We start from the raw sequence: 21,612 nt of genomic DNA on the forward strand, positions 1-21,612 counted from the left end.
GTGGGGTACGGGGATGAGCGTCGGCACGAGCAGCGCACCGGGAGCACGCCAGGTGCCGCGTCCGCCCGCGCCCCGTACGTCCGGCGATCCCGCCGACCTCGGCATCGACCCGGACCAGCTGCCCGACGGCCTGGTCGTCGCGGACGAGCACGGCCGGGTGATCTGCTTCAACGCGGCCGCCGTCCGCATCACCGCCACCCCCGCCGCCGAGGCCCTCGGCAGGCCCCTGGAGCGCGCCCTGCCCCTGGAGGACCTGGAGGGCCGCCGCTGGTGGCAGCTGACCGACCCCTACGGCGGCCTCGCCATCCGGGTCCGCCAGCCCGAGCGCAACCTCCTGCTGCCCGGCGGACGTGAGGTCCTGGTCACCGCCCGCTACGTGCGCACCGAACGCCTCGGCCCCGTCCACCGCGTCGTCGTCACCCTGCGCGACACCGAGGCCCGCCGCCGCACCGAGCGCAGCCACGCCGAGCTGATCGCCACCGTCGCCCACGAACTGCGCTCCCCCCTCACCTCCGTCAAGGGCTTCACGGCCACCCTGCTGGCCAAGTGGGAGAGGTTCACCGACGACCAGAAGCGGCTGATGCTGGAGACCGTCGACGCCGACGCCGACCGCGTCACCCGCCTCATCGCCGAGCTGCTCGACATCTCCCGGATCGACTCCGGCCGCCTGGAGGTGCGTCGCCAGCCCGTCGACATCGGCGCCGCCGTCGGCCGCCACATCCAGGCGTACGTCGCCGCCGGCCAGGAGGCCGACCGGTTCCTGCTCCGTCTCGCCCAGCCGCTGCCCGACCTGTGGGCCGACCCCGACAAGGTCGACCAGGTGCTGAGCAACCTGCTGGAAAATGCCGTGCGGCACGGCGAGGGAACCGTCACCATTGACGTCACGCCCACGGCGTCCCCCCGCGAAGGGGAGGACACCGGCACGTCGGTCACGGTGAGCGACGAGGGGGCGGGCATCCCGGAGGAGTCCATGAACCGCGTCTTCACCCGCTTCTGGCGGGGCAGCAAGCGCGGTGGCACCGGCCTCGGGCTGTACATCGTCAAGGGCATCGTCGAGGCCCACGGCGGCACCATCACGGTCGGCCGCGCCCCCGGCGGCGGCGCCGAGTTCCGATTTACGTTGCCCGTGGCGGCACCGGCGTACCTCAGCTGAGAAGCACCAGAGGCGGCCGACGACCCCCACGGGCGTAATCCGCGTTCCACAGCCCCGTTAGACTCGGTCTTTGGCACCTTTGCGTCCAGATCCGCAGACGAAGCGTCGACGAAGCGTCTCCGCCGCGTCTGCTGACCGTAGACGGGGCGTCCCAGCCAGCCAATCGGAAGCACGGGAAGAGATGTCGGCACCGAATAAGTCGTACGACCCAGTCGAGGTCGAGGCGTTGAAACCGGAAGAGATCGAGCGCATGCGGGACGAGGCGCTCGCCGCCTTCGCCGCCGCGGACTCCCTCGACGCGCTCCAGGAGGCCAAGGTCGCCCACACCGGCGGCACCTCCCCGCTGGCGCTGGCCAACCGCGAGATCGGCGCCCTGCCCCCGCAGGCCAAGGCGGAGGCCGGCAAGCGCGTCGGCATGGCCCGCGGTGCCGTGAACAAGGCGCTGGCCGCCCGCCAGGAGGAGCTGGAGGCGGAGCGGGACGCGCGGGTCCTGGTCGAGGAGGCCGTGGACGTCACGCTGCCCTACGACCGGGTACCGGCCGGCGCCCGGCACCCGCTCACCACGCTCTCCGAGCGCATCGAGGACATCTTCGTCGCCATGGGCTACGAGGTCGCCGAGGGCCCCGAGGCCGAGGCCGAGTGGTTCAACTTCGACGCCCTCAACATCGGCCCGGACCACCCGGCCCGCGGCGAGGCCGACACCTTCTTCGTGGCGGGCCCCGAGGGCGGATCCGAGTCCGGCGTCGTGCTGCGCACCCACACCTCGCCCGTGCAGATCCGCTCGGCGCTCGACCGCGAGCTGCCGGTCTACGTGATCTGTCCCGGCCGCGTGTACCGCACCGACGAGCTGGACGCCACGCACACCCCCGTCTTCCACCAGGTCGAGCTGCTCGCCGTCGACGAGGGCCTGACCATGGCGGACCTCAAGGGCACCCTGGACCACATGGTCCAGTCGCTGTTCGGCGCGGAGATGAAGACCCGGCTGCGGCCGAACTTCTTCCCCTTCACCGAGCCGTCCGCCGAGATGGACATGCTCTGCTACGTCTGCAAGGGCGCCTCCGTCGGCAACCCCGACCGGCCCTGCCGCACCTGCTCCAGCGAGGGCTGGATCGAGCTGGGCGGCTGCGGCATGGTCAACCCGCGGGTGCTCGTCGCCTGCGGCGTCGACCCGGAGAAGTACAGCGGCTTCGCCTTCGGGTTCGGCATCGAGCGGATGCTGATGTTCCGCCACAACGTCGAGGACATGCGAGACATGGTCGAGGGTGACGTCCGGTTCACCCGGCCGTTCGGGATGGAGATCTGATGCGGGTCCCGCTTTCCTGGCTGCGGGAGTACGTCGACCTGCTGGCCACCGAGACCGGCCGCGACGTGCAGGCCAAGCTGATTTCGGCCGGTCTGGAGGTCGAGACCGTCGAGCACCTGGGCGCCGACCTCAAGGGCCCCCTCGTCGTCGGCCAGGTGCTGACCATCGAGGAACTGGAGGGCTTCAAGAAGCCGATCCGCTTCTGCACCGTGGACGTCGGCCAGGCCAACGGCACCGGTGAGCCCCAGGAGATCGTCTGCGGCGCCCGGAACTTCGCCGTCGGCGACAAGGTCGTCGTGGTCCTGCCCGGCGCCACCCTGCCCGGCGGCTTCTCGATCTCCGCCCGCAAGACCTACGGCAAGACGTCCCACGGCATGATCTGTTCCAGCGACGAGCTGGGCATGGGCGACGACGGCACGCACGGCATCATCGTGCTGCCGCCGGAGACCGAGGTCGGCAAGGACGCCATCGAGCTGCTGGAGCTGGTCGACGAGGTGCTGGACATCGCCGTCACCGCCAACCGCGGCGACTGCCTGTCCATCCGCGGCGTCGCCCGCGAGGCCGCCATCGCCTACGGTCTGCCGCTGCGCGATCCCGCCCTGCTCGACGTGCCCGGCCCCAACGCCTACGGCTACCCGGTGAAGATCGCCGACCCCACCGGCTGCGACCGCTTCACCGCCCGTACCGTGACCGGCCTCAGCGCCGAGGCCCGCTCGCCGATCTGGCTCCAGCGGCGCCTGCAGAAGGTCGGCATGCGCCCGATCTCGCTGGCCGTCGACGTCACCAACTACGTGATGATGGAGCTGGGCCAGCCCCTGCACGCCTACGACCGCTCCCTGGTCCAGGGCACCATCGGCGTACGCCGGGCCCAGGAGGGCGAGAAGATCGTCACCCTGGACGGCACCGAGCGGAAGCTGCACGCCGAGGACCTGGTCATCACCGACGACCGCGGCCCCATCGGCCTCGCGGGCGTCATGGGGGGCGCCAACACGGAGATCGCGGACCACGGCGACACCGAGAACGCGACGAGTGACGTGGTCATCGAGGCCGCCCACTTCGACCAGGTGTCCATCGCGCGCACCGCCCGCCGGCACAAGCTGTCGTCGGAGGCGTCTCGCCGCTTCGAGCGCGGAGTCGACCCGCAGGCCGCCGCCGCTGCCGCGCAGCGCACCGTGGACCTGCTGGTGCTGCTCGCGGGCGGCACCGCCGAGGCCGGGGTCACCGAGATCAGCGCCCCGTCCGCACCGCACACCATCAGCGTCCCGGCCGACCACCCGGACAAGGTCGCGGGCGTGGAGTACGGCCGCGAGACCGTCGTACGACGCCTCCAGGAGGTGGGCTGCGACGTCTACGGCCAGGACGAGCTGATCGTCACCGTGCCGTCCTGGCGGCCCGACCTCACCGACCCGAACGACCTCGCCGAAGAGGTCATCCGCCTGGAGGGCTACGAGAACCTGCCCTCCACGCTGCCCAGGCCCCCGGCGGGCCGCGGCCTCACCCCCCGGCAGCGGCTGCACCGCCGCGTCGGGCGGGCGCTGGCCGGTGCCGGTTACGTCGAGGCGCTGAACTACCCGTTCGTCGGCGAGCAGGTCTTCGACCAGCTCGGTCTCGACGCCGACGACCCGGCCCGCCGCGTCGTCAAGCTGGTCAACCCGCTCAGCGACGAGGAGCCCGCGCTGCGGACCTCGCTGCTGCCCGGCCTGCTGGGCGCGCTGCGCCGCAACGACGGCCGGGGCGCGCACGACCTGGCGCTCTTCGAGACCGGCCTGGTCTTCCTGCCGCGCGAGGAGCAGCGGGTCGCCGCCGACCTGCCCGTCGACCGGCGCCCCGGCGAGGACGACCTCGCCGCGCTGGACGCCGCGCTGCCCGACCAGCCCCGGCACGTCGCCGTGGTTCTGACCGGCGCCCGCGAGCAGGCCGGCTGGTGGGGCAAGGGCCGCCCGGCCGACTGGGCCGACGCGGTCGAGGCCGCCCGCACCGTCGCCCGCGAGGCCGGCGCCGAGCTGGGCGTCCGCAAGGGCCAGTACGGTCCCTGGCACCCGGGCCGCTGCGCCGAGCTGACGGTCACCGTGGACGGCGAGGAGCGCGTGATCGGGCACGCGGGTGAGCTGCACCCGCGAGTCCTGAAGACGCTGGGTCTGCCCGCGCGCACCTGCGCGATGGAGCTGGACCTGGACGCCGTGGCACGGGTCGGCGACGACACCCCGCAGGCGCCGGGCATCTCGACCTTCCCGGTCGCGACGCAGGACGTCGCCCTGGTGGTCGACGCGTTCGTCCCGGCGGCGGATGTCGAGGCGGCGCTGCGCGAGGGCGCGGGTGAACTCCTCGAGTCCATCCGGCTGTTCGACGTGTACGACAACGCGGAGCAGCTGGGTGAGGGGCGCAAGTCCCTGGCGTACGCGTTGCGCTTCCGCGCGGGGGACCGGACGCTGACGGTCGACGAGGCGTCGGCTGCCCGCGATGCGGCGGTCGCTCTCGCGGGCGAGCGGGTCGGAGCGGTGCTGCGTAGTTAGCGGTTCGCCCAAGGGGCGTGGGGTTCCTGCCGGTCGGCGCGGGTGCGTCGTGGTCGCTCGCGCAGTTCCCCGCGCCCCTTGGGGGTCCTCAGCGGAACGTGCCTTGCTTTTCAGGGGCACGGTCCTTCTGAGAGGCGTTGCGGTCATGCCGATGAAGAGCGCGGGGAACTGCGCGACCAGCCACGACGTGCCCGCAGCCGAGAACGCGCCCTCATCTGAAGGGCGATGAGTCGCACCGCACAGCCGGCGGAGCCGTCCGCCCCGCCACGGAGTGTCGGGCAGGCAGCCGGGCGGACGGCGTGGGAACGGGCCGCCGCACTGTACGAGGGGGAGCCGGCGGCCCGGCCGGCCTCTTTCGAGGTCCTTCAGTCAACCGGCCCGGAACTCTCCGCGACAGCGCGCACACGCTGCGGATGCGCGCACTGCGTTCACACCCCGTGTGAAGACCGACGCACTACGCTGTCGGCACCGATGCACCGGGGGGCACCCATGCAGCCCAACACCCTGCTCGACGCGATCCTCGACGAGGCCGGGATCTCGCACGCGGGACTGGCCGCGCACGTCAACCAGGCGGGCCGGGCGCGCGGGCTCGCACTGAGGTACGAACACACCGCCGTCGCACGGTGGTTGAAGGGGCAGCGGCCGCGCGGCCAGGTGCCCGACCTGATCTGCGAGGTCCTCGCGTCCCGGCTGCACCGCTCCGTCACCCTCGACGACATCGGCCTCGGCGTGCCCGGCGAACCCGCCGCCCCGCACACCGGCTCGCTGTCCGGGTTCGTGGAGCGCGCGACCGCCCTGTGGCGCTCCGACCAGCAGCAGCGCCCGCACATCCTGGGTGCCCCCGCCCTCACCGGCACGCCCGCCGTGCTGCCGGTGTGGGAGTGGGAGAACCCGCCCGAGGACACCGACGTCTCCCGCGGCGGGCGGCACCGGGTCACCGCGGCCGACCTGGAGACGGTGCGCTGCGCCCGTACGCACTACGAGCAGATGTACCGCAAGGCCGGCGGGATCGCGACCCGCGCCCGCATCGTCGGCTTCCTCAACTCCGAGGCCGCGCCGCTGCTGCGCGGCAGCTACACCGACGCCACCGGGCGGCAGCTGCACCGGGCCACCGGGGGCCTGGTGGCCGTCGCCGGGATCTGCGCGTACGACTCCGACGCGCACGGCCTCGCACAGCGCTACTTCCACCAGGCGCTGCGGCTCGCCAAGGCCAGCGGCGACCGGGGACTCGGCGCCTACGTCATCGCGCTGCTGGTCAACCAGGCGCTGTTCATGCGGGAGTACCGACAGGCCGTCGCCTTCGCCGAGGCCGCGCTGCGCGCCGCCGGCCGGCACATCACCCCGGCGCTCGCCTCCGACCTGTACGCGATGCAGGCCAAGGCGTACGCGCACCTGGGCGACGGCGGCGGCGCGCTCGCCTGCATCCGCCGGGCCGAGCAGGCCGCCGAGCGCATCCGGCGGGGGTACGAGCCCGACGAGACCGGCTACGTCCAGCCCGGGCTGGTCAACGTCCAGGTGGCGGAGGCGCTGCTGAGCCTCGGTGAACTCGCCGCGGCCGGGGAGCACGCGACGGCGGCCGTCGACACCCCCGCGCACGACCGGGGCCGCGTGCACCGGCTGGCCATGCTCAGCACGATCGAGCTGCGCCAGGGCAACGCCGACAAGGCGGTCGCCACCGCCGTGCGGATGGCCGAGCAGGCCCGGGGAATGGAGTCCCAGCGGCTGCGCGACCGACTGCGCGCGGTCCGCGAGCACCTGGTGAGCAGCGGTTGCGCGGGCACGGCGGAGGCCGCCGAACTCATCGACGGGGCACTGCGCGTACCGCTGTAGGCGGCCCGTCCGCGCGACCCTGCGCCCACCCCTGCGCCGTGAGCGGCCGTCGTACGCCTGCTGCCGGACGGCTGCTGCTGCGATATTGCCACCTACTCAAAGAAAGGTGGCAGAACCGTGCAGTGGACGAAACAGAGCGAACAGAATGTGTATTCAAATCGCTGGTTCAGCGTCAATCTCGCCGATGTCGCCTTACCGGACGGCCGGCACCTCGACCACTTCCTGATACGTATGCGTCCCGTGGCCGTGGCCACGGTCGTGAACGAGGCGGCCGAGGTCCTGCTGCTGTGGCGGCACCGTTTCATCACCGACAGCTGGGGCTGGGAACTCGCGGCCGGCGTCGTCGAGGACGGCGAGGACGTCGCGGTGGCGGCGGCCAGGGAGCTGGAGGAGGAGACCGGCTGGCGGCCGGGACCGCTGCACCACCTGATGAGTGTGGAGCCCTCCAACGGTCTCACCGACGCCCGGCACCACATCTACTGGAGCGACGAGGGCACGTACGTCGGACACCCCGTGGACGACTTCGAGTCGGACCGCCGGGAATGGGTGCCCCTCAAGCTCGTACCCGACCTCGTCGCCCGCGGGGAGGTCCCGGCCGCCAACATGGCGGCCGCGCTACTCCTGCTGCGCCACCTCAGGCTCGGACGCGATCAGCCGTAGGCGTAGAAGCCCGAGCCGCTCTTGCGGCCGAGGCGGCCCGCGTCGACCATGCGCTGGAGCAGCGGGGGAGCGGCGTACAGCGGCTCCTTGTACTCCTCGTACATCGAGTACGCCACCGAGGCGACCGTGTCCAGGCCGATCAGGTCGGCCAGCTTCAGCGGACCCATCGGGTGGGCGCAGCCCATCTCCATGCCGTTGTCGATGTCCTCGCGGCTGGCGATGCCGGACTCGAACATCCGGATCGCGGAGAGCAGGTAGGGGATCAGCAGCGCGTTGACCACGAAGCCGGAGCGGTCCTGGGCGCGGATCGCGTGCTTGCCCAGCACCTTCTCGGTGAACAGCTGGGCCCGGCTGAGCGTGCCCTCGGAGGTGGTCAGCGCCGGGATCAGCTCGACCAGCTGCTGGACCGGGGCCGGGTTGAAGAAGTGGATGCCGATGACGTGGTCGGGCCGCGAGGTGGCGACCGCCAGCTTCACCAGCGGGATCGAGGAGGTGTTGGAGGCCAGGATCGCGTCCGGACGGGTCACGACCTGGTCGAGCACCTGGAAGATCTCGGTCTTGACCTGCTCGTTCTCGACGACCGCCTCGATCACCAGATCACGGTCGGCGAACTCGCCGAGGTCGGTGGTGAAGCTCAGGCGCGCCTGGGTCGCGTCCCGCTCCTCCTCGGTGATCTTGCCGCGCTCGGCCGCTTTGGTCAGCGAGTTGTACAGCCGGGTGCGGCCGATCTCCAGAGCCTCACCGGTGGTCTCGGCGACCATCACCTCCAGACCCGAGCGGGCGCACACCTCGGCGATGCCCGCTCCCATCTGACCGCAGCCCACCACGCCGACGCGTGCGATATCTCCCGAGATGCCGGTCACATCGTCCCTTTCGCTGACTCCACGGCTGGCAGCAGGCATGCCGGGGTCCCCGTCGCCTGCTCCGATCGAGCACGTTACCCCCGAATGGTCACGGATCCGTCTCCCGGGTCGGGCATGCTGAGGCCCCGTACACGATCCGTGACCGTACGGATCCACTGCGTTCAGGAGGTCTTCCCATGGGCGGTGTATCGCGCCGTGCCTTCACGGTGGCGGCGTTGTCGGCGTTCACGCTGGTGCCCGAGGCGTCCGCGGCGGCCCCGGGTCCCGCGAAGCCGGCGCCCCCGCGCAGCGCCGCCGCCGGGATGCGCGGGATGTGGCTGGCCACCGTGGCCAACCGCGACTGGCCCACCCGTGCGGGGCTGCGCGCCGCCGAGCAGCGCGCGGAGCTGATCGAGCACCTCGACAACGCGGTCCGGCACCGCCTCAACACGGTGATCCTCCAGGTGCGCCCGACGGCCGACGCGCTGTGGCCCTCGGCGCACGAGCCGTGGTCGCAGTACCTGTCCGGCAGTCAGGGCCGCGACCCGGGCTGGGACCCGCTGGGCACGGCCGTGGAGGAGGCCCACGCCCGCGGCCTTCACCTGCACGCCTGGTTCAACCCGTACCGCGTCGCCACCCACGACGACCCGGCCCACCTCGTCTCCTCCCACCCCGCACGGAAGAACCCCGGCTGGGTGGTGCCGTACGGCGGGCAGCTCTACTACAACCCCGGGCTGCCCGAGGTCCGGGCCTTCGTGCTGGACGCGGTCATGGACGCGGTGGCGAAGTACGCGGTGGACGGGGTCCACTTCGACGACTACTTCTACCCCTATCCGGTGGCGGGCCAGAGCTTCGGCGACGGCGGGACCTTCGGCACCTTCGGCACCGGCTTCGCCACGAAGGCCGACTGGCGCCGGGACAACATCGACCGCCTGGTGCGCGAGACCGCACAGCGCGTCAAGGAGGTCCGGCCCGCCGCCCGCTTCGGCGTCAGCCCCTTCGGCGTGTGGCGCAACGCCGCCACCGACGAACGCGGCTCCGACACCAGGGCGGGCGTGCAGACCTACGACGACCTGTACGCGGACACCCGCAAGTGGGTGCGCGAGGGCTGGATCGACTACGTCGTGCCGCAGCTGTACTGGAACATCGGGATGGACGGCGCCGACTACGCGAAGCTGCTGCCCTGGTGGGCCGAGGTGGCCCGGGGCAGCCGCACCCAGCTGTACGTGGGGGAGGCGCTGTACAAGTCCGGCGACCCGGCCCAGCCCGCAGCCTGGCAGGACCCGGCCGAGCTGTCCCGCCACCTCGCGCTGGCCGCGCGCCACCCCGAGGTCCGCGGGCACGTCTACTTCTCCGCGAAGGACGTCGCCGAGGACCGCGGCGGCGCGATGGCGCGGGTGGCCGCCGACCACTACGCGCAGCCGGCCACCGTCCCGCGCTGAGCCGCTCCCGCGCGCGGCGCGGCCACCGCGCTACAGATGGGTCTCCCTGTGCCGGATCTCCGAGTCGGGGCCGGGCGAGCACACGGCCTCGTGACCGTCCTCGAACCGGACCCGGTACGGGGGAGTGCCCTTGTCGCCCATGACTTCGACGATCTCCGCGACCTTGTCGTGCTCACCGACCACCCGGCCGTGCTGGACCAGCTGGTCGCCCTTGGTTGCGTGCATCCGTGAGGCCTCCTCACCTGTGTGCCGCCCGGGGGCAGGGTCTGAGGGGTTGAGGATCTGAGGGTCTGACCGGGGCTAACCCCTGGCCCGCTGGGTGACCGCGATGCACACCAGTACGGCCGCGGCTGTCAGCGGAGCGGCCACCGGCAGGTGCTCGCCCAGGAGAAGTACCGACCACACCAGTGTGAGCAGCGGCTGGGCCAGCTGCAACTGGCTGGCCTTCGGGATGCCGATCGCCGCCATGCCCCGGTACCAGACGACCAGGCCGAGGAACTGCGAACCCATCGCCACCCACAGCAGCCCGGTCACACTGTGCGCCGTCAGGTGCACCGGCTCGGCCGACAGCGCCACCGCCGCCATCGGCACCGTCAGCGGCAGACACAGCACCAGCGCCCAGCCGATGACCTGCCACCCCGGCATCTGACGGGCCAGCCGGCCGCCCTCCGTGTAACCGGCCGCGCACACCAGCAGCGCCCCGAAGAGGTAGGCGTCGGCCGAGGTCAGCGCGCCGCCGCTCTGCTGCACCGTGAAGGCGATCACGGCCGCCGCGCCCGCCAGGGCCGCGATCCAGAAGGTGCGCGAGGGGCGGGTGCCGACGCGCAGGGCGGACAGCAGCGCGGTGGTCAGCGGCAGCAGCCCCACCACGACGGCGGCGTGTGCGGTGGTCGAGGTCTGCAGGGCGAGCGTGGTCAGCAGGGGGAAGCCCAGCACCACCCCGGCACCGACCACCCCGAGGCCGAGCCAGTGCCGCCGCTCGGGCGGTGCCACCCGCAGGACCACCAGGCAGGCACCGGCGACGGCGGCGGCCAGGACGCTGCGCACGGCGATCAGGGACCAGGGGCCGAAGCCCTCCAGACCCCAGGCGGTGGCCGGGAAGGTGAGGGAGAAGGCGACGACGCCCAGGGCGGCCTGGACGGTGCCGAGGGAGGCGCCGCCGGGCATCGCGCTCGCGGCGCCGACTGCTATCCGGGGCGATGCGGTAGCGCTACTCTGTGCTCTCATGCAAGAGCGTAGCAGCGTCGCTGACCTGGTGACCGTGTTGCGACGGGAGCTGAACCGCTACTCGCCCGGCGGAAAGCTCCCGTCCAGCCGGGCCCTCGTCGACCGGTTCCGGGTGAGCCCCGTGACGGTCTCCCGTGCCCTGGCCCAGCTGGCCGCCGAGGGGCTGGTCGTCACCCGGCCCGGCGCCGGCGCCTTCCGTGCCGCGCCGCGCCCCTCGGCCGCACCCGCCGGGGACACCTCCTGGCAAGAGGTCGCGCTCAGCGCCGACGGGGCCGCCGACCTCGTACCGCGATCCGTGGACGCCTCCGGGGTCCTGGTCTCGCTGGCCGCCCCGCCACCCGGTGTCGTGGAGTTCAACGGCGGCTACCTGCACCCGTCCCTGCAGCCGGAGCGGGCGATGGCGGCGGCCCTGGCCCGGGCCGGGCGGCGGCCGGGTGCCTGGGGCCGGCCGCCGGTGGAAGGGCTGCCGGAGCTGAGGGAGTGGTTCGCGCGCGGCATCGGCGGCGCCATCACGGCGGCCGAGGTGCTGATCACCGCGGGCGGCCAGTCCGCGCTGGCCACCGCGCTGCGCGCGCTCGCCCCGCCCGGCGCCCCCGTGCTCGTCGAGTCCCCGACCTACCCCGGCATGCTGGCCATCGCGCGGGCGGCCGGACTGCGCCCGGTGCCCGTTCCCGTGGACGCCGACGGCGTACGTCCGGCTCTGCTCGCCGACGCCTTCCGCGCCACCGGTGCCCGCGTCTTCGTCTGCCAGCCCCTGTTCCAGAACCCGACCGGAGCCGTGCTCGCGCCCGAGCGGCGCGCGGAGGTGCTGCGCATCGCGCGCGCGGCCGGTGCCTTCGTCGTGGAGGACGACTTCGTGCGCCGGCTGGTGCACGAGGACGCGGGCCCGCTGCCCGCCCCGCTCGCCGCCGACGACCCGGACGGCGTCGTCGTCCACGTGTGCTCGCTGACCAAGGCGACCTCGCCCAGCTTCCGGGTGAGCGCCCTGGCCGCGCGCGGGCCGGTCCTCGAGCGCCTGCGCGCCATCCAGATCGTCGACACCTTCTTCGTGCCCCGGCCGCTTCAGGAGGCGGCGCTGGAACTCGTCGGGTCGCCCGCCTGGCCGCGCCATCTGCGCGCGGTGTCGGCCGAGTTGAGGGCCCGCCGGGACGCCATGACCTCCGCCCTGCGTCTGGAGCTCCCCGAGATCTCCCTGGCCCGCATCCCCTCCGGCGGCTACCACCTGTGGCCGCGCCTGCCGGAGGGCGCCGACGAGAACGCCCTGACCTCGGCCGCCCTGCGCGCGGGCGTCGCGATCACGCCTGGCCGCCCGTACTTCAGCGCCGAACCCCCGGCCGCCCATGTCCGGCTGAGCTTCGCTGCGGTCGCGAACGTCGCGGAGATCGCGGAAGGGGTACGGCGCCTGCGCACCGCCTGCCAGGAGGTGTGGGGCGGCTGACGGAGGCCGGGGGATATCCGGTCGACGCGCTGTCCCCGGCCCTGCGAGCATCCCGGCATGACCGACACGCCGAGGCTCCCCGAGGGCTACGAGATCTCCGCCGACCCGGACCGCATCGACGCCGGGCGCGTGCACCACTGGCTGTCCACCGACGCGTACTGGGCCCTGGGACGGACCCGCGAGAAGCAGGACCGGGCCATCGGGGCCTCGCTCAACTTCGGGGTGTACGACGCGGTCTCCGGCGAGCAGGTCGCGTACGCCCGGGTGGTCACCGACCTGGCCACCTTCGCGTGGCTCTGCGACGTGTACGTCGACCCGTCGGTGCGGGCCAAGGGCCTGGGCACGGCGCTGGTCGCGGCCGTGCGCGAGCACCTGGCGCCCCACGGGCTGCGGCGCATCCTGCTGGCGACGCACGACGCGCAGGGCGTCTACGAGAAGCTCGGGTTCAGGGCGCTGGACCGGCCGGAGCAGTGGATGGCCTTCGCCTTCGGTCGGTGAGCCGTGGCACACCCTGGGTAACCCGCAGGTAACACCCCTTGACCTGGACACCTTCGCACTCCACCATCACCGCATGGCGCTTCGGGTCACGTTCGTCGCGGCTGCGCGCAGCTCACCGCTGCTGGCGGAGCGCTTCGACGACGACCGGCCGCTGGACCGGGCCGGCTGGGACGAGGCGGTGCGCGCCGCGGGCGACCTGCTGCCGCTGGCGGCGGCCGAGTTGCGCTATTGCTCGCCCACGCCCCGCAGCCGCGCCACCGGTGACGCCCTCGGCTGTGCTCCGCTGGCCCAACTCGCCCTGCGGGACTGCGACATGGGCCGGTGGCGCGGTCTGACACTCGGCGAGGCCATGGCCCGTGAGCCGGCGGCCGTGGACGCCTGGCTCGCCGATCCGCGCTCGGCGCCGCACGGCGGGGAGTCGCTGCTGGGCTTCATCACCCGCGTCGGCGGCTGGCTCGACACCCGCCCCGGCGAGGACGGCGACCGGATCGTCGCCGTGGCCGAGCCCTCGGTGATCCGGGCCGCGCTGGTCTACGCGCTGAAGGCGCCGCCCGGAACGTACTGGAACCTGGACGTCCGCCCGCTGTCGGCGACCACCGTGACGGGCCGGGCGGGCCGCTGGAGCCTGCGTTTCGAAGGCGCACCGGACCAGGGTGCTACGCACCCGGCGTTTCGCGAAGGTAATCCGTCGTGAGCAGCAGGTCCTTGGCCGGGCCGCCCACCCGCCACACGGTCCGCCAGCGGTCCGGGCCCCGGACGGTGAACTCGCCCCGGTAGAGGTCGGCGGCGCACGGGTGGTCGGCCACGTGGTGCCCCGAGGTCAGGTCCAGCCCGTGGAAGGGGCGGCCGTCCGCGAAGCGCACGTCGGCGCGGCCGGGCGCGCCGCCCGGCCGGTAGCGCAGCGTGCGCTCGGCCGGCCGGGTCACGCCCTGCCAGGTGAAGGCGCCCGACTCGCGGCCGACCAGCCCGCCGCCGTCGAGTGCGTCGAAGGACGTGACCCCCTCGAACCAGCCCTCGAGGCCGCTCGCCAGATCCCGCACCGACCGCTCGGTGCGCCAGCGCCCCGCGAGGTACGCCAGTACGTCGGGCACCGGCCACAACTCGCCCATTTCGACTCGCTTTCCCGCTCCGGCCCACTCGTTGCCGCGCGACCCATTGACGCGCCGCGACCCCCTCCCTATCTTGCCGTTCGAAGTGCTGACCAATGTCCGATATCTCGAACGAACTCGAACGACTTCTAGTGAGAGCCGCGGAGTATCCATGTCACGCACCCGCTGGAGACTCGGTCTCAGCGTCACCGCCCTCCTGACGGCCTCGGCCCTGCTGCCGTCCCCGGCACACGCCGAGGCCGTCGCCGACTACACGATCACCGTCGACCCGTCCGGGCAGGGCCCCACGATCGACGACACGATGTACGGCGTCTTCTACGAGGACATCAACCGTGCCGCCGACGGCGGCCTGTACGCCGAGCTCGTGCAGAACCGGTCCTTCGAGTACTCCACCGCCGACCACGCCTCGTACACACCGCTCACCGGGTGGGCGGCCGACGGCACGGCCGAGGTGGTGAACGACGGGGGCCGCCTCAACGAGCGCAACCGCAACTACCTCTCGCTGGCCGCCGGTTCCACCGTCACCAACGCGGGCTACAACACCGGCATCCGGGTGGAGAAGGGTGCGAGGTACGACTTCTCGGTCTGGTCCCGCGCCGAGAGCGGCACCACCCTCACCGTCGCCCTCCGGGACGCCGCGGGCATGCTCGCCAAGGCGCGCGAGGTGGCGGCGAAGGGGAAGTGGCGCAAGTACACCGCCACCTTCACCGCGACCCGCACCAGCAACCGCGGCCGCCTCGCCGTCACCACGACCGCTCCCGCCGCCCTCGACATGGTGTCCCTCTTCCCCCGCGACACCTACAAGCAGCAGCCGGGCGGCCTGCGCAAGGACCTCGCGGAGAAGATCGAGGCCCTCCACCCCGGCTTCCTGCGCTTCCCCGGCGGCTGCCTGGTCAACACCGGCTCCATGGCGGACTACAGCGCGGACTCCGACTGGCAGCGCAAGCGCAGCTACCAGTGGAAGGACACCATCGGCCCGGTCGAGGAGCGGGCCACCAACGCCAACTTCTGGGGCTACAACCAGAGCTACGGCCTCGGCTACTACGAGTACTTCCGCTTCGCCGAGGACATCGGCGCCATGCCGCTGCCCGTCGTCCCCGCCCTGGTCACCGGCTGCGGCCAGAACCAGGCCGTCGACGACGACGCCCTGCTGAAGCGGCACATCCAGGACACCCTCGACCTCATCGAGTTCGCCAACGGCCCCCGCACCAGCGAGTGGGGCGGCAAGCGCGCCGAGATGGGCCACCCCGAGCCCTTCCACCTCACCCACCTCGAGGTCGGCAACGAGGAGAACCTCCCGAAGGAGTTCTTCGCCCGCTTCGAACGGTTCCGCACCGCCATCGAGGCGAAGTACCCGGACATCACCGTCGTCTCCAACTCCGGCCCCGACGACTCCGGCGCCACCTTCGACACCGCCTGGCGGCTCAACCGCGACGCCGGTGTCGCGATGGTCGACGAGCACTACTACAACAGCCCGCAGTGGTTCCTCCAGAACAACGACCGCTACGACTCCTACGACCGGAAGGGCCCCAAGGTCTTCCTCGGCGAGTACGCCTCCCAGGGCAACGCCTGGAAGAACGCCCTCGCCGAGGCCGCGTTCATGACCGGCCTGGAGCGCAACGCCGACGTGGTCCAACTGGCCTCCTACGCCCCGCTGCTCGCCAACGAGGACTACGTGCAGTGGAGCCCGGACATGATCTGGTTCAACAACCACGCGTCCTGGGGCTCGGCCAACTACGAGGTCCAGAAGCTGTTCATGAACAACACCGGCGACCGCGTCGTCCCCTCGAAGGCCACCGGCACCCCCGACGTCAGCGGCCCCATCACCGGCGCCGTCGGCCTGTCGACCTGGGCGACGAGTGCGGCGTACGACGACGTGAGGGTGACCTCGGCCGACGGGGAGACGCTCCTGTCCGACGACTTCTCCGGTGACGCCTCGCGGTGGACCCACTCGGGCTCCGGCAACTGGACCGTCCAGGACGGCCAGTACGTCCAGACGGACACGGCGGCCGAGAACACCATGGTCACGGCGGGCGACCCGGCCTGGCACGACTACGACCTGCATGTGAAGGCCACGAAGAAGTCCGGCAAGGAGGGCTTCCTGGTCGCCTTCGGCGTCAAGGACACCGGCAACCACTACTGGTGGAACCTGGGCGGCTGGAACAACACCCAGTCCGCCGTCGAGCACGCCTCCGACGGCGGCAAGTCGACGCTCCTGTCCAAGGCCGGGTCGATCGAGACGGGCCGCGCCTACGACATCGACGTCAAGGTCCGGGGCCGCCAGGTCACCCTCTACCTCGACGGCGAGGAGTGGGGCAGCTTCACCGACGACAAGCCGGCCGAGCCGTTCCGCCAGACCGTCACGCGCGACGACCGCACCGGCGAAATGATCGTCAAGGTCGTCAACGCCCAGGACACGGCCGCCCGCACCGCCGTAGACCTCGGCGGCGCCAAGGTCGCGTCCAGGGCACGCGTCACCACGCTGGCCGCCGACCAGGACGCGGTCAACACCGAGACGGACACCCCGGTGACCCCGGTGACGTCCACCTTCTCGGGGGCGGCGAGCACGTTCACGTACACCTTCCCGGCGAACTCGGTGACGTTCCTCAGGATCCGACAGAGGTAGCCCGCCGGCCCGCCACCCGGACCGGCGACGAAACCGCCCGTCGCGCCGTCGGTCCGGGCTAGCGTGGGGACGCATGATCGTATGGCTCAACGGGACCCACGGCGCCGGCAAGACGACCACCGCCGCGCTCTTGCAGCGGCTGCTCCCGGATTCCCGGGTGTTCGACGCCGAGAAGGTCGGCGAGACGCTCATGGACATCACGCCGGGGCTGCCCGGGACGGACAACTTCCAGCACTGGCCGCCGTGGCGGCCGCTCGTCGTCGAGACCGCCCGGCACGTGCTCGACTACACCGGCGGCACCCTGGTGGTGCCGATGACCGTCCTGGTCGAGGAGTACTGGAGGGAGATCGCCGACGGCCTCGCCGCACACGCGATTCCCGTGCGGCACTTCGTCCTCCACGCCGATCAGGACACCCTGCGGGGGCGCATCGCGGGGGACACCGTGGTGGGGCCGAACTCGCCCTTTCGTCTCCAGTACCTCCAGCCCTACGCCGAGGCGGCCCGCACCTGGCTGCATGCCGAGGCCGAGGTGGTGGACACCACGCACCTCGCACCCGCCGAGGCCGCGCTGCGGATCGCGGAGGCCGTCAAGGCGTAGTGCCGGGCGGTCCATGCCACGGTGCGTTGCATAAACGTGCAGCGAAACGTATAGTCATGCCATCGAGGAGGAGGGTTTCCCATGGCGGTACGTGCGGCGGTGGCCGGAGCGAGTGGGTACGCGGGCGGTGAGCTGCTGCGTCTGCTCATGGCCCACCCCGAGGTCGAGATCGGCGCCCTGACCGGCAACTCCAACGCGGGGCAGCGCCTGGGCGCGCTGCAGCCGCATCTGCTGCCGCTGGCCGACCGGGTGCTGGAGCCGACGACGCCGGAGGTGCTCGGCGGTCACGACGTCGTCTTCCTCGCGCTGCCGCACGGGCAGTCCGCCGCCGTGGCCGAGCAGCTCGGTCCCGACGTCCTCGTCGTCGACATGGGCGCCGACTTCCGGCTGAAGGACGCCGGTGACTGGGAGCGGTTCTACGGCTCGCCGCACGCCGGCACCTGGCCGTACGGCCTGCCCGAACTTCCGGGTGCCCGCGCCGCGCTGGAGGGGTCCAAGCGCATCGCGGTACCCGGTTGCTACCCGACGGCCGTGTCCCTGGCCCTCTTCCCGGCGTACGCCGCGTCGCTGGCCGAGCCCGAGGCCGTGATCGTCGCCGCGTCCGGCACCTCCGGCGCCGGCAAGGCGGCCAAGCCGCACCTGCTGGGCAGCGAGGTCATGGGCTCCATGTCGCCCTACGGCGTCGGCGGCGGCCACCGGCACACCCCCGAGATGATCCAGAACCTCCGCGAGGTGGCGGGGGAGCCGGTCACCGTCTCCTTCACGCCGACCCTCGCGCCGATGCCCCGCGGCATCCTCGCCACCTGCACCGCGAAGGCGAAGCCCGCAATCACCGCCGAGACGGTGCGGGCCGCCTACGAGAAGGCCCTCGCCGACGAACCGTTCGTGCACCTGCTGCCCGAGGGGCAGTGGCCCGCGACCGCCTCCGTGTACGGCTCCAACGCCGTCCAGGTGCAGGTCGCCTACGACGACGCCGCGGGCCGGATCATCGCCATCAGCGCCATCGACAACCTGGCCAAGGGCACCGCGGGCGGTGCCGTCCAGAGCATGAACATCGCCCTCGGTCTCGACGAGACCACCGGACTGACGACGATCGGAGTTGCGCCGTGAGTGTGACGGCAGCGAAGGGGTTCACGGCGGCGGGCATCGCCGCCGGGATCAAGGAGAGCGGCAACCCCGACCTGGCCCTCGTGGTCAACACCGGCCCCCGACGCTGGGCCGCGGGCGTCTTCACCTCCAACCGCGTCAAGGCCGCGCCGGTCCTGTGGTCCGAGCAGGTCCTCAAGAGCGGTGAGCTGACCGCCGTCGTGCTCAACTCCGGCGGCGCCAACGCCTGTACCGGACCCAAGGGCTTCCAGGACACGCACGCCACCGCCGAGAAGGCCGCGGAGGTGCTCGGGACGGGGGCGGGCGAGGTCGCCGTGTGCTCCACCGGGCTCATCGGCGTCCTGCTGCCCATGGAAAAGCTGCTCCCGGGCGTGGAGACGGCCGCCGGCCAGCTCTCCGAGCACGGCGGCGAGAAGGCCGCCATCGCCATCAAGACCACCGACACCGTGCACAAGACGTCCGTCGTGACGAAGGACGGCTGGACCGTCGGCGGCATGGCCAAGGGCGCCGGCATGCTCGCTCCCGGCCTCGCCACCATGCTCGTCGTGATCACCACCGACGCCGACCTGGAGACCGAGGTCCTGGACCGCGCCCTGCGCGACGCCACCAGGGTCACCTTCGACCGGGTCGACTCCGACGGCTGCATGTCCACCAACGACACCGTGCTGCTGCTCGCCTCGGGCGCCTCCGGCGTCACCCCTCCGTACGAGGCGTTCGCCGAGGCCGTCCGCACCGTCTGCGACGACCTCGGGCAACAGCTCATCCGGGACGCCGAGGGTGCCAGCAAGGACATCAAGGTCGAGGTCGTGAACGCCGCGACGGAGGACGACGCCGTCCAGGTGGGCCGCACCATCGCCCGCAACAACCTCCTCAAGTGCGCCATCCACGGCGAGGACCCGAACTGGGGCCGGGTGCTCTCCGCCATCGGCACCACGTCCGCCGCCTTCGAACCGGACCGGCTCAACGTCGCCATCAACGGCGTCTGGGTCTGCAAGAACGGCGGCGTCGGCGAGGACCGGGAGCTGGTCGACATGCGCTACCGCGAGGTCCACATCGTGGCGGACCTCGCCGCGGGCGACGCCACCGCCACCATCTGGACCAACGACCTCACCGCCGACTACGTCCACGAGAACAGCGCGTACTCGTCATGAGCAGCGGACCCACGCGGAAGCACACCGCGCTCCCCAAGGCCCAGATCCTCATCGAGGCGCTGCCCTGGCTGACCCGGCACCACGGCAAGACCGTCGTCATCAAGTTCGGCGGCAACGCCATGATCGACGAGGACCTCAAGGCGGCCTTCGCCCAGGACGTCGTCTTCCTGCGGCACGCCGGCCTCAAGCCCGTCGTGGTGCACGGCGGCGGCCCGCAGATCAGCGCCGCCCTCGACCGGCACGGCATCGTCAGCGAGTTCAAGGCCGGCCTGCGCGTCACCACCGAGGACGCCATGGACGTCGTGCGGATGGTGCTGGCCGGGCAGGTGCAGCGCGAGCTGGTCGGGCTGCTCAACCAGCACGGACCGCTCGCCGTCGGCCTCACCGGTGAGGACGCGCACACGCTCACCGCCACCAAGCACCAGCCGGAGATCGACGGCGAACTCGTCGACATCGGCCGGGTCGGCGAGATCACCGCGATCGACACCGGCGCCATCGAGGCGCTGCTGGCCGACGGCCGCATCCCGGTCGTCTCCTCCATCGCCCGCTCCCAGGACGACCACCATGTCTACAACGTCAATGCTGATACGGCGGCTGCGGCACTCGCTGCGGCGCTCGGCGCCGAGACTCTCATGGTCCTCACCGACGTCGAGGGCCTCTACGAGGACTGGCCGAACTCCGACGAGGTGATCAGCCGCCTCACCGCGTCCGAGCTGGAGAAACTGCTGCCCGAGCTGTCCAGTGGCATGGTGCCGAAGATGGAGGGCTGCCTGCACGCCGTACGCGGCGGCGTCACCACCGCCCGTGTCATCGACGGCCGGGTCCAGCACTCGATCCTGCTGGAGATCTTCACCGACGAGGGGATCGGCACGATGGTCGTGCCGGACGAAGAGGGGGAGTCGTGAGCAACACGGAGCTGACCGAGCGGTGGCAGGGCACCCTCATGAACAACTACGGGACACCGCGCCTGCCCCTGGTGCGCGGCGAGGGCGCCCGTCTCTGGGACGCCGACGGCAAGGAGTACCTCGACTTCGTCGGCGGCATCGCGGTCAACGCGCTCGGCCACGCCCACCCGGCGGTGGTGGACGCGGTGAGCCGGCAGATCGCCTCCCTCGGCCACGTCTCCAACCTCTTCATCGCCGAGCCGCCCATCGCCCTCGCCGAACGGCTGCTCCAGCACTTCGGCCGCGACGGCAGGGTCTACTTCTGCAACTCCGGCGCCGAGGCCAACGAGGGCGCCTTCAAGATCGGCCGGCTGACCGGCCGGCCGCACATGGTCGCCACCCAGGGCGGTTTCCACGGCCGCACCATGGGCGCCCTGGCGCTGACCGGCCAGCCCGGCAAGCAGCAACCGTTCCTGCCGCTGCCCGGCGACGTCACGCACGTACCGTACGGCGATCCGCAGGCGCTGGCCGCGGCGGTCACCGAGGAGACGGCACTGGTGGTCATCGAGCCGATCCAGGGCGAGAACGGCGTCGTCGTGCCGCCCCCCGGCTATCTGAAGGCGGCCCGCGCCATCACCGCCGCCACCGGAGCGCTGCTCGTCCTGGACGAGGTGCAGACCGGCATCGGCCGGACCGGTCACTGGTTCGAGTACCAGGCTCACGAGGGCGTCCTGCCGGACGTCGTCACCCTCGCCAAGGGCCTCGGCGGCGGACTGCCCCTGGGCGCGACGGTCGCCTTCGGACGCGCCGCCGACCTCCTCCAGCCCGGCCACCACGGCACGACCTTCGGCGGCAACCCGGTCGCCTGCGCCGCCGGACTCGCCGTCCTCAACACCATCGAGGACGAGGGACTGCTCGACAACGTCAAGCGGCAGAGCGAGCGGCTGCGCGGCGAGATCGAGGCCCTGGGGCACCCGTTGATCGCCCACGTCCGGGGCGCCGGACTGCTCCTCGGTATCGTGCTCACCGAGCCGCTCGCCGCCCAGGTGCAGCAGGCGGCTCAGGACGCCGGAATCCTGGTCAACGCGCCCGCACCCGATGTCGTACGGCTGATGCCCGCGCTGAACCTCGGCGACGACGTGGTGGACGCGTTCCTCGGGGCGCTGCCCGGCATCCTTGACCAGGCCGCCGACGCGGCCCACGGGGACGGACGATCCGGAGAATGAGACGA

19 protein-coding genes are annotated in these 21,612 nt (G+C 72.2%); 15 read left to right on the plus strand and 4 right to left on the minus strand.

What is annotated here, in order from left to right; genetic code table 11:
- The first annotated feature begins 13 nt into the window (after positions 1–13).
- The 5 genes from ACZ6IM_RS11850 to ACZ6IM_RS11870 all read left to right on the plus strand — a co-directional run bounded on the left by ACZ6IM_RS11850 (position 14) and on the right by ACZ6IM_RS11870 (position 7,459).
- Positions 14–1,153, plus strand: a complete 1,140-nt coding sequence (locus ACZ6IM_RS11850; RefSeq protein ID WP_052837778.1) for a sensor histidine kinase — start codon at positions 14–16, stop codon at positions 1,151–1,153.
- A 181-nt stretch (positions 1,154–1,334) separates the two neighbouring features.
- Positions 1,335–2,456 (plus strand): phenylalanine--tRNA ligase subunit alpha, encoded by a 1,122-nt coding sequence (pheS, locus tag ACZ6IM_RS11855; RefSeq protein WP_052837779.1) that lies wholly within the window; start codon positions 1,335–1,337, stop codon positions 2,454–2,456.
- Positions 2,456–4,969, plus strand: a complete 2,514-nt coding sequence (gene pheT, locus ACZ6IM_RS11860; RefSeq protein ID WP_052837780.1) for a phenylalanine--tRNA ligase subunit beta — start codon at positions 2,456–2,458, stop codon at positions 4,967–4,969. Before pheS ends, pheT begins: the two co-directional genes overlap by 1 nt.
- Before the next feature lie 489 nt (positions 4,970–5,458).
- Positions 5,459–6,799, plus strand: coding sequence for a hypothetical protein (locus tag ACZ6IM_RS11865; RefSeq protein WP_052837781.1), 1,341 nt, complete (start codon positions 5,459–5,461; stop codon positions 6,797–6,799).
- 117 nt (positions 6,800–6,916) lie between these two features.
- Complete coding sequence (locus ACZ6IM_RS11870) at positions 6,917–7,459, plus strand: NUDIX hydrolase (protein WP_052837782.1); 543 nt, start codon at positions 6,917–6,919, stop codon at positions 7,457–7,459.
- On the opposite strand, the gene ACZ6IM_RS11875 is transcribed toward ACZ6IM_RS11870, so the two are convergent.
- Entirely contained in the window at positions 7,450–8,361 is a 912-nt protein-coding gene (locus ACZ6IM_RS11875; protein ID WP_079032931.1) for a 3-hydroxybutyryl-CoA dehydrogenase, read from the minus strand. The two genes, ACZ6IM_RS11870 and ACZ6IM_RS11875, sit on opposite strands and share 10 nt — an antisense overlap.
- Positions 8,362–8,498: 137 nt before the next feature.
- Here ACZ6IM_RS11875 and ACZ6IM_RS11880 point away from each other — a divergent pair, with 137 nt between their 5' ends.
- A complete protein-coding gene (locus tag ACZ6IM_RS11880; RefSeq protein ID WP_052837783.1) occupies positions 8,499–9,743 on the plus strand; it encodes a glycoside hydrolase family 10-like protein in 1,245 nt (414 codons plus the stop codon).
- Positions 9,744–9,773: 30 nt separating this feature from the next.
- Here the strand turns inward: ACZ6IM_RS11880 and ACZ6IM_RS11885 are convergent, their stop codons facing one another.
- Together ACZ6IM_RS11885 and ACZ6IM_RS11890 are read right to left on the minus strand one after the other, a co-directional pair.
- Entirely contained in the window at positions 9,774–9,968 is a 195-nt protein-coding gene (locus ACZ6IM_RS11885; protein WP_052837784.1) for a DUF1918 domain-containing protein, read from the minus strand.
- A 75-nt stretch (positions 9,969–10,043) separates the two neighbouring features.
- On the minus strand, positions 10,044–10,970 hold the full coding sequence (locus ACZ6IM_RS11890; RefSeq protein ID WP_052837785.1) for a DMT family transporter: 927 nt from the start codon (positions 10,968–10,970) through the stop codon (positions 10,044–10,046).
- Here ACZ6IM_RS11890 and ACZ6IM_RS11895 point away from each other — a divergent pair.
- The 3 genes from ACZ6IM_RS11895 to ACZ6IM_RS11905 all read left to right on the plus strand — a co-directional run bounded on the left by ACZ6IM_RS11895 (position 10,969) and on the right by ACZ6IM_RS11905 (position 13,600).
- The gene (locus ACZ6IM_RS11895; RefSeq protein WP_469556179.1) at positions 10,969–12,408 is read left to right on the plus strand and encodes an aminotransferase-like domain-containing protein; all 1,440 of its coding nucleotides are present in this window, start codon (positions 10,969–10,971) and stop codon (positions 12,406–12,408) included. The two genes, ACZ6IM_RS11890 and ACZ6IM_RS11895, sit on opposite strands and share 2 nt — an antisense overlap.
- Positions 12,409–12,465: 57 nt before the next feature.
- On the plus strand, positions 12,466–12,906 hold the full coding sequence (locus tag ACZ6IM_RS11900) for a GNAT family N-acetyltransferase (RefSeq protein ID WP_052837787.1): 441 nt from the start codon (positions 12,466–12,468) through the stop codon (positions 12,904–12,906).
- A 73-nt stretch (positions 12,907–12,979) separates the two neighbouring features.
- Entirely contained in the window at positions 12,980–13,600 is a 621-nt protein-coding gene (locus ACZ6IM_RS11905; protein WP_052837788.1) for a histidine phosphatase family protein, read from the plus strand.
- Here the strand turns inward: ACZ6IM_RS11905 and ACZ6IM_RS11910 are convergent.
- Positions 13,563–14,015, minus strand: a complete 453-nt coding sequence (locus ACZ6IM_RS11910) for a DUF6314 family protein (RefSeq protein ID WP_052837789.1) — start codon at positions 14,013–14,015, stop codon at positions 13,563–13,565. The genes ACZ6IM_RS11905 and ACZ6IM_RS11910 overlap by 38 nt on opposite strands.
- Before the next feature lie 151 nt (positions 14,016–14,166).
- Here ACZ6IM_RS11910 and ACZ6IM_RS11915 point away from each other — a divergent pair, with 151 nt between their 5' ends.
- From ACZ6IM_RS11915 to ACZ6IM_RS11940, 6 genes are all read left to right on the plus strand, one after another.
- A complete protein-coding gene (locus ACZ6IM_RS11915; protein ID WP_052837790.1) occupies positions 14,167–16,641 on the plus strand; it encodes an alpha-L-arabinofuranosidase C-terminal domain-containing protein in 2,475 nt (824 codons plus the stop codon).
- A gap of 73 nt (positions 16,642–16,714) precedes the next feature.
- Positions 16,715–17,239, plus strand: coding sequence for an AAA family ATPase (locus ACZ6IM_RS11920; protein ID WP_052837791.1), 525 nt, complete (start codon positions 16,715–16,717; stop codon positions 17,237–17,239).
- 81 nt (positions 17,240–17,320) lie between these two features.
- Positions 17,321–18,349: an N-acetyl-gamma-glutamyl-phosphate reductase gene (gene argC / locus ACZ6IM_RS11925; protein ID WP_052837792.1), complete on the plus strand. Its 1,029-nt coding sequence runs from the start codon at positions 17,321–17,323 to the stop codon at positions 18,347–18,349.
- Positions 18,346–19,497 carry a bifunctional glutamate N-acetyltransferase/amino-acid acetyltransferase ArgJ gene (gene argJ / locus ACZ6IM_RS11930; protein WP_052837793.1) on the plus strand — a complete coding sequence of 384 codons (1,152 nt, stop codon included), beginning with the start codon at positions 18,346–18,348 and terminating at the stop codon, positions 19,495–19,497. Before argC ends, argJ begins: the two co-directional genes overlap by 4 nt.
- On the plus strand, positions 19,494–20,402 hold the full coding sequence (gene argB / locus ACZ6IM_RS11935) for an acetylglutamate kinase (protein WP_052837794.1): 909 nt from the start codon (positions 19,494–19,496) through the stop codon (positions 20,400–20,402). Before argJ ends, argB begins: the two co-directional genes overlap by 4 nt.
- Positions 20,399–21,607 carry an acetylornithine transaminase gene (locus tag ACZ6IM_RS11940; protein ID WP_052837795.1) on the plus strand — a complete coding sequence of 403 codons (1,209 nt, stop codon included), beginning with the start codon at positions 20,399–20,401 and terminating at the stop codon, positions 21,605–21,607. The genes argB and ACZ6IM_RS11940 overlap by 4 nt, the downstream gene beginning before the upstream one ends.
- The last annotated feature ends 5 nt before the right edge of the window (positions 21,608–21,612 follow it).

The sequence above is a fragment of the Streptomyces sp. NPDC042336 genome (genome assembly GCF_055581985.1).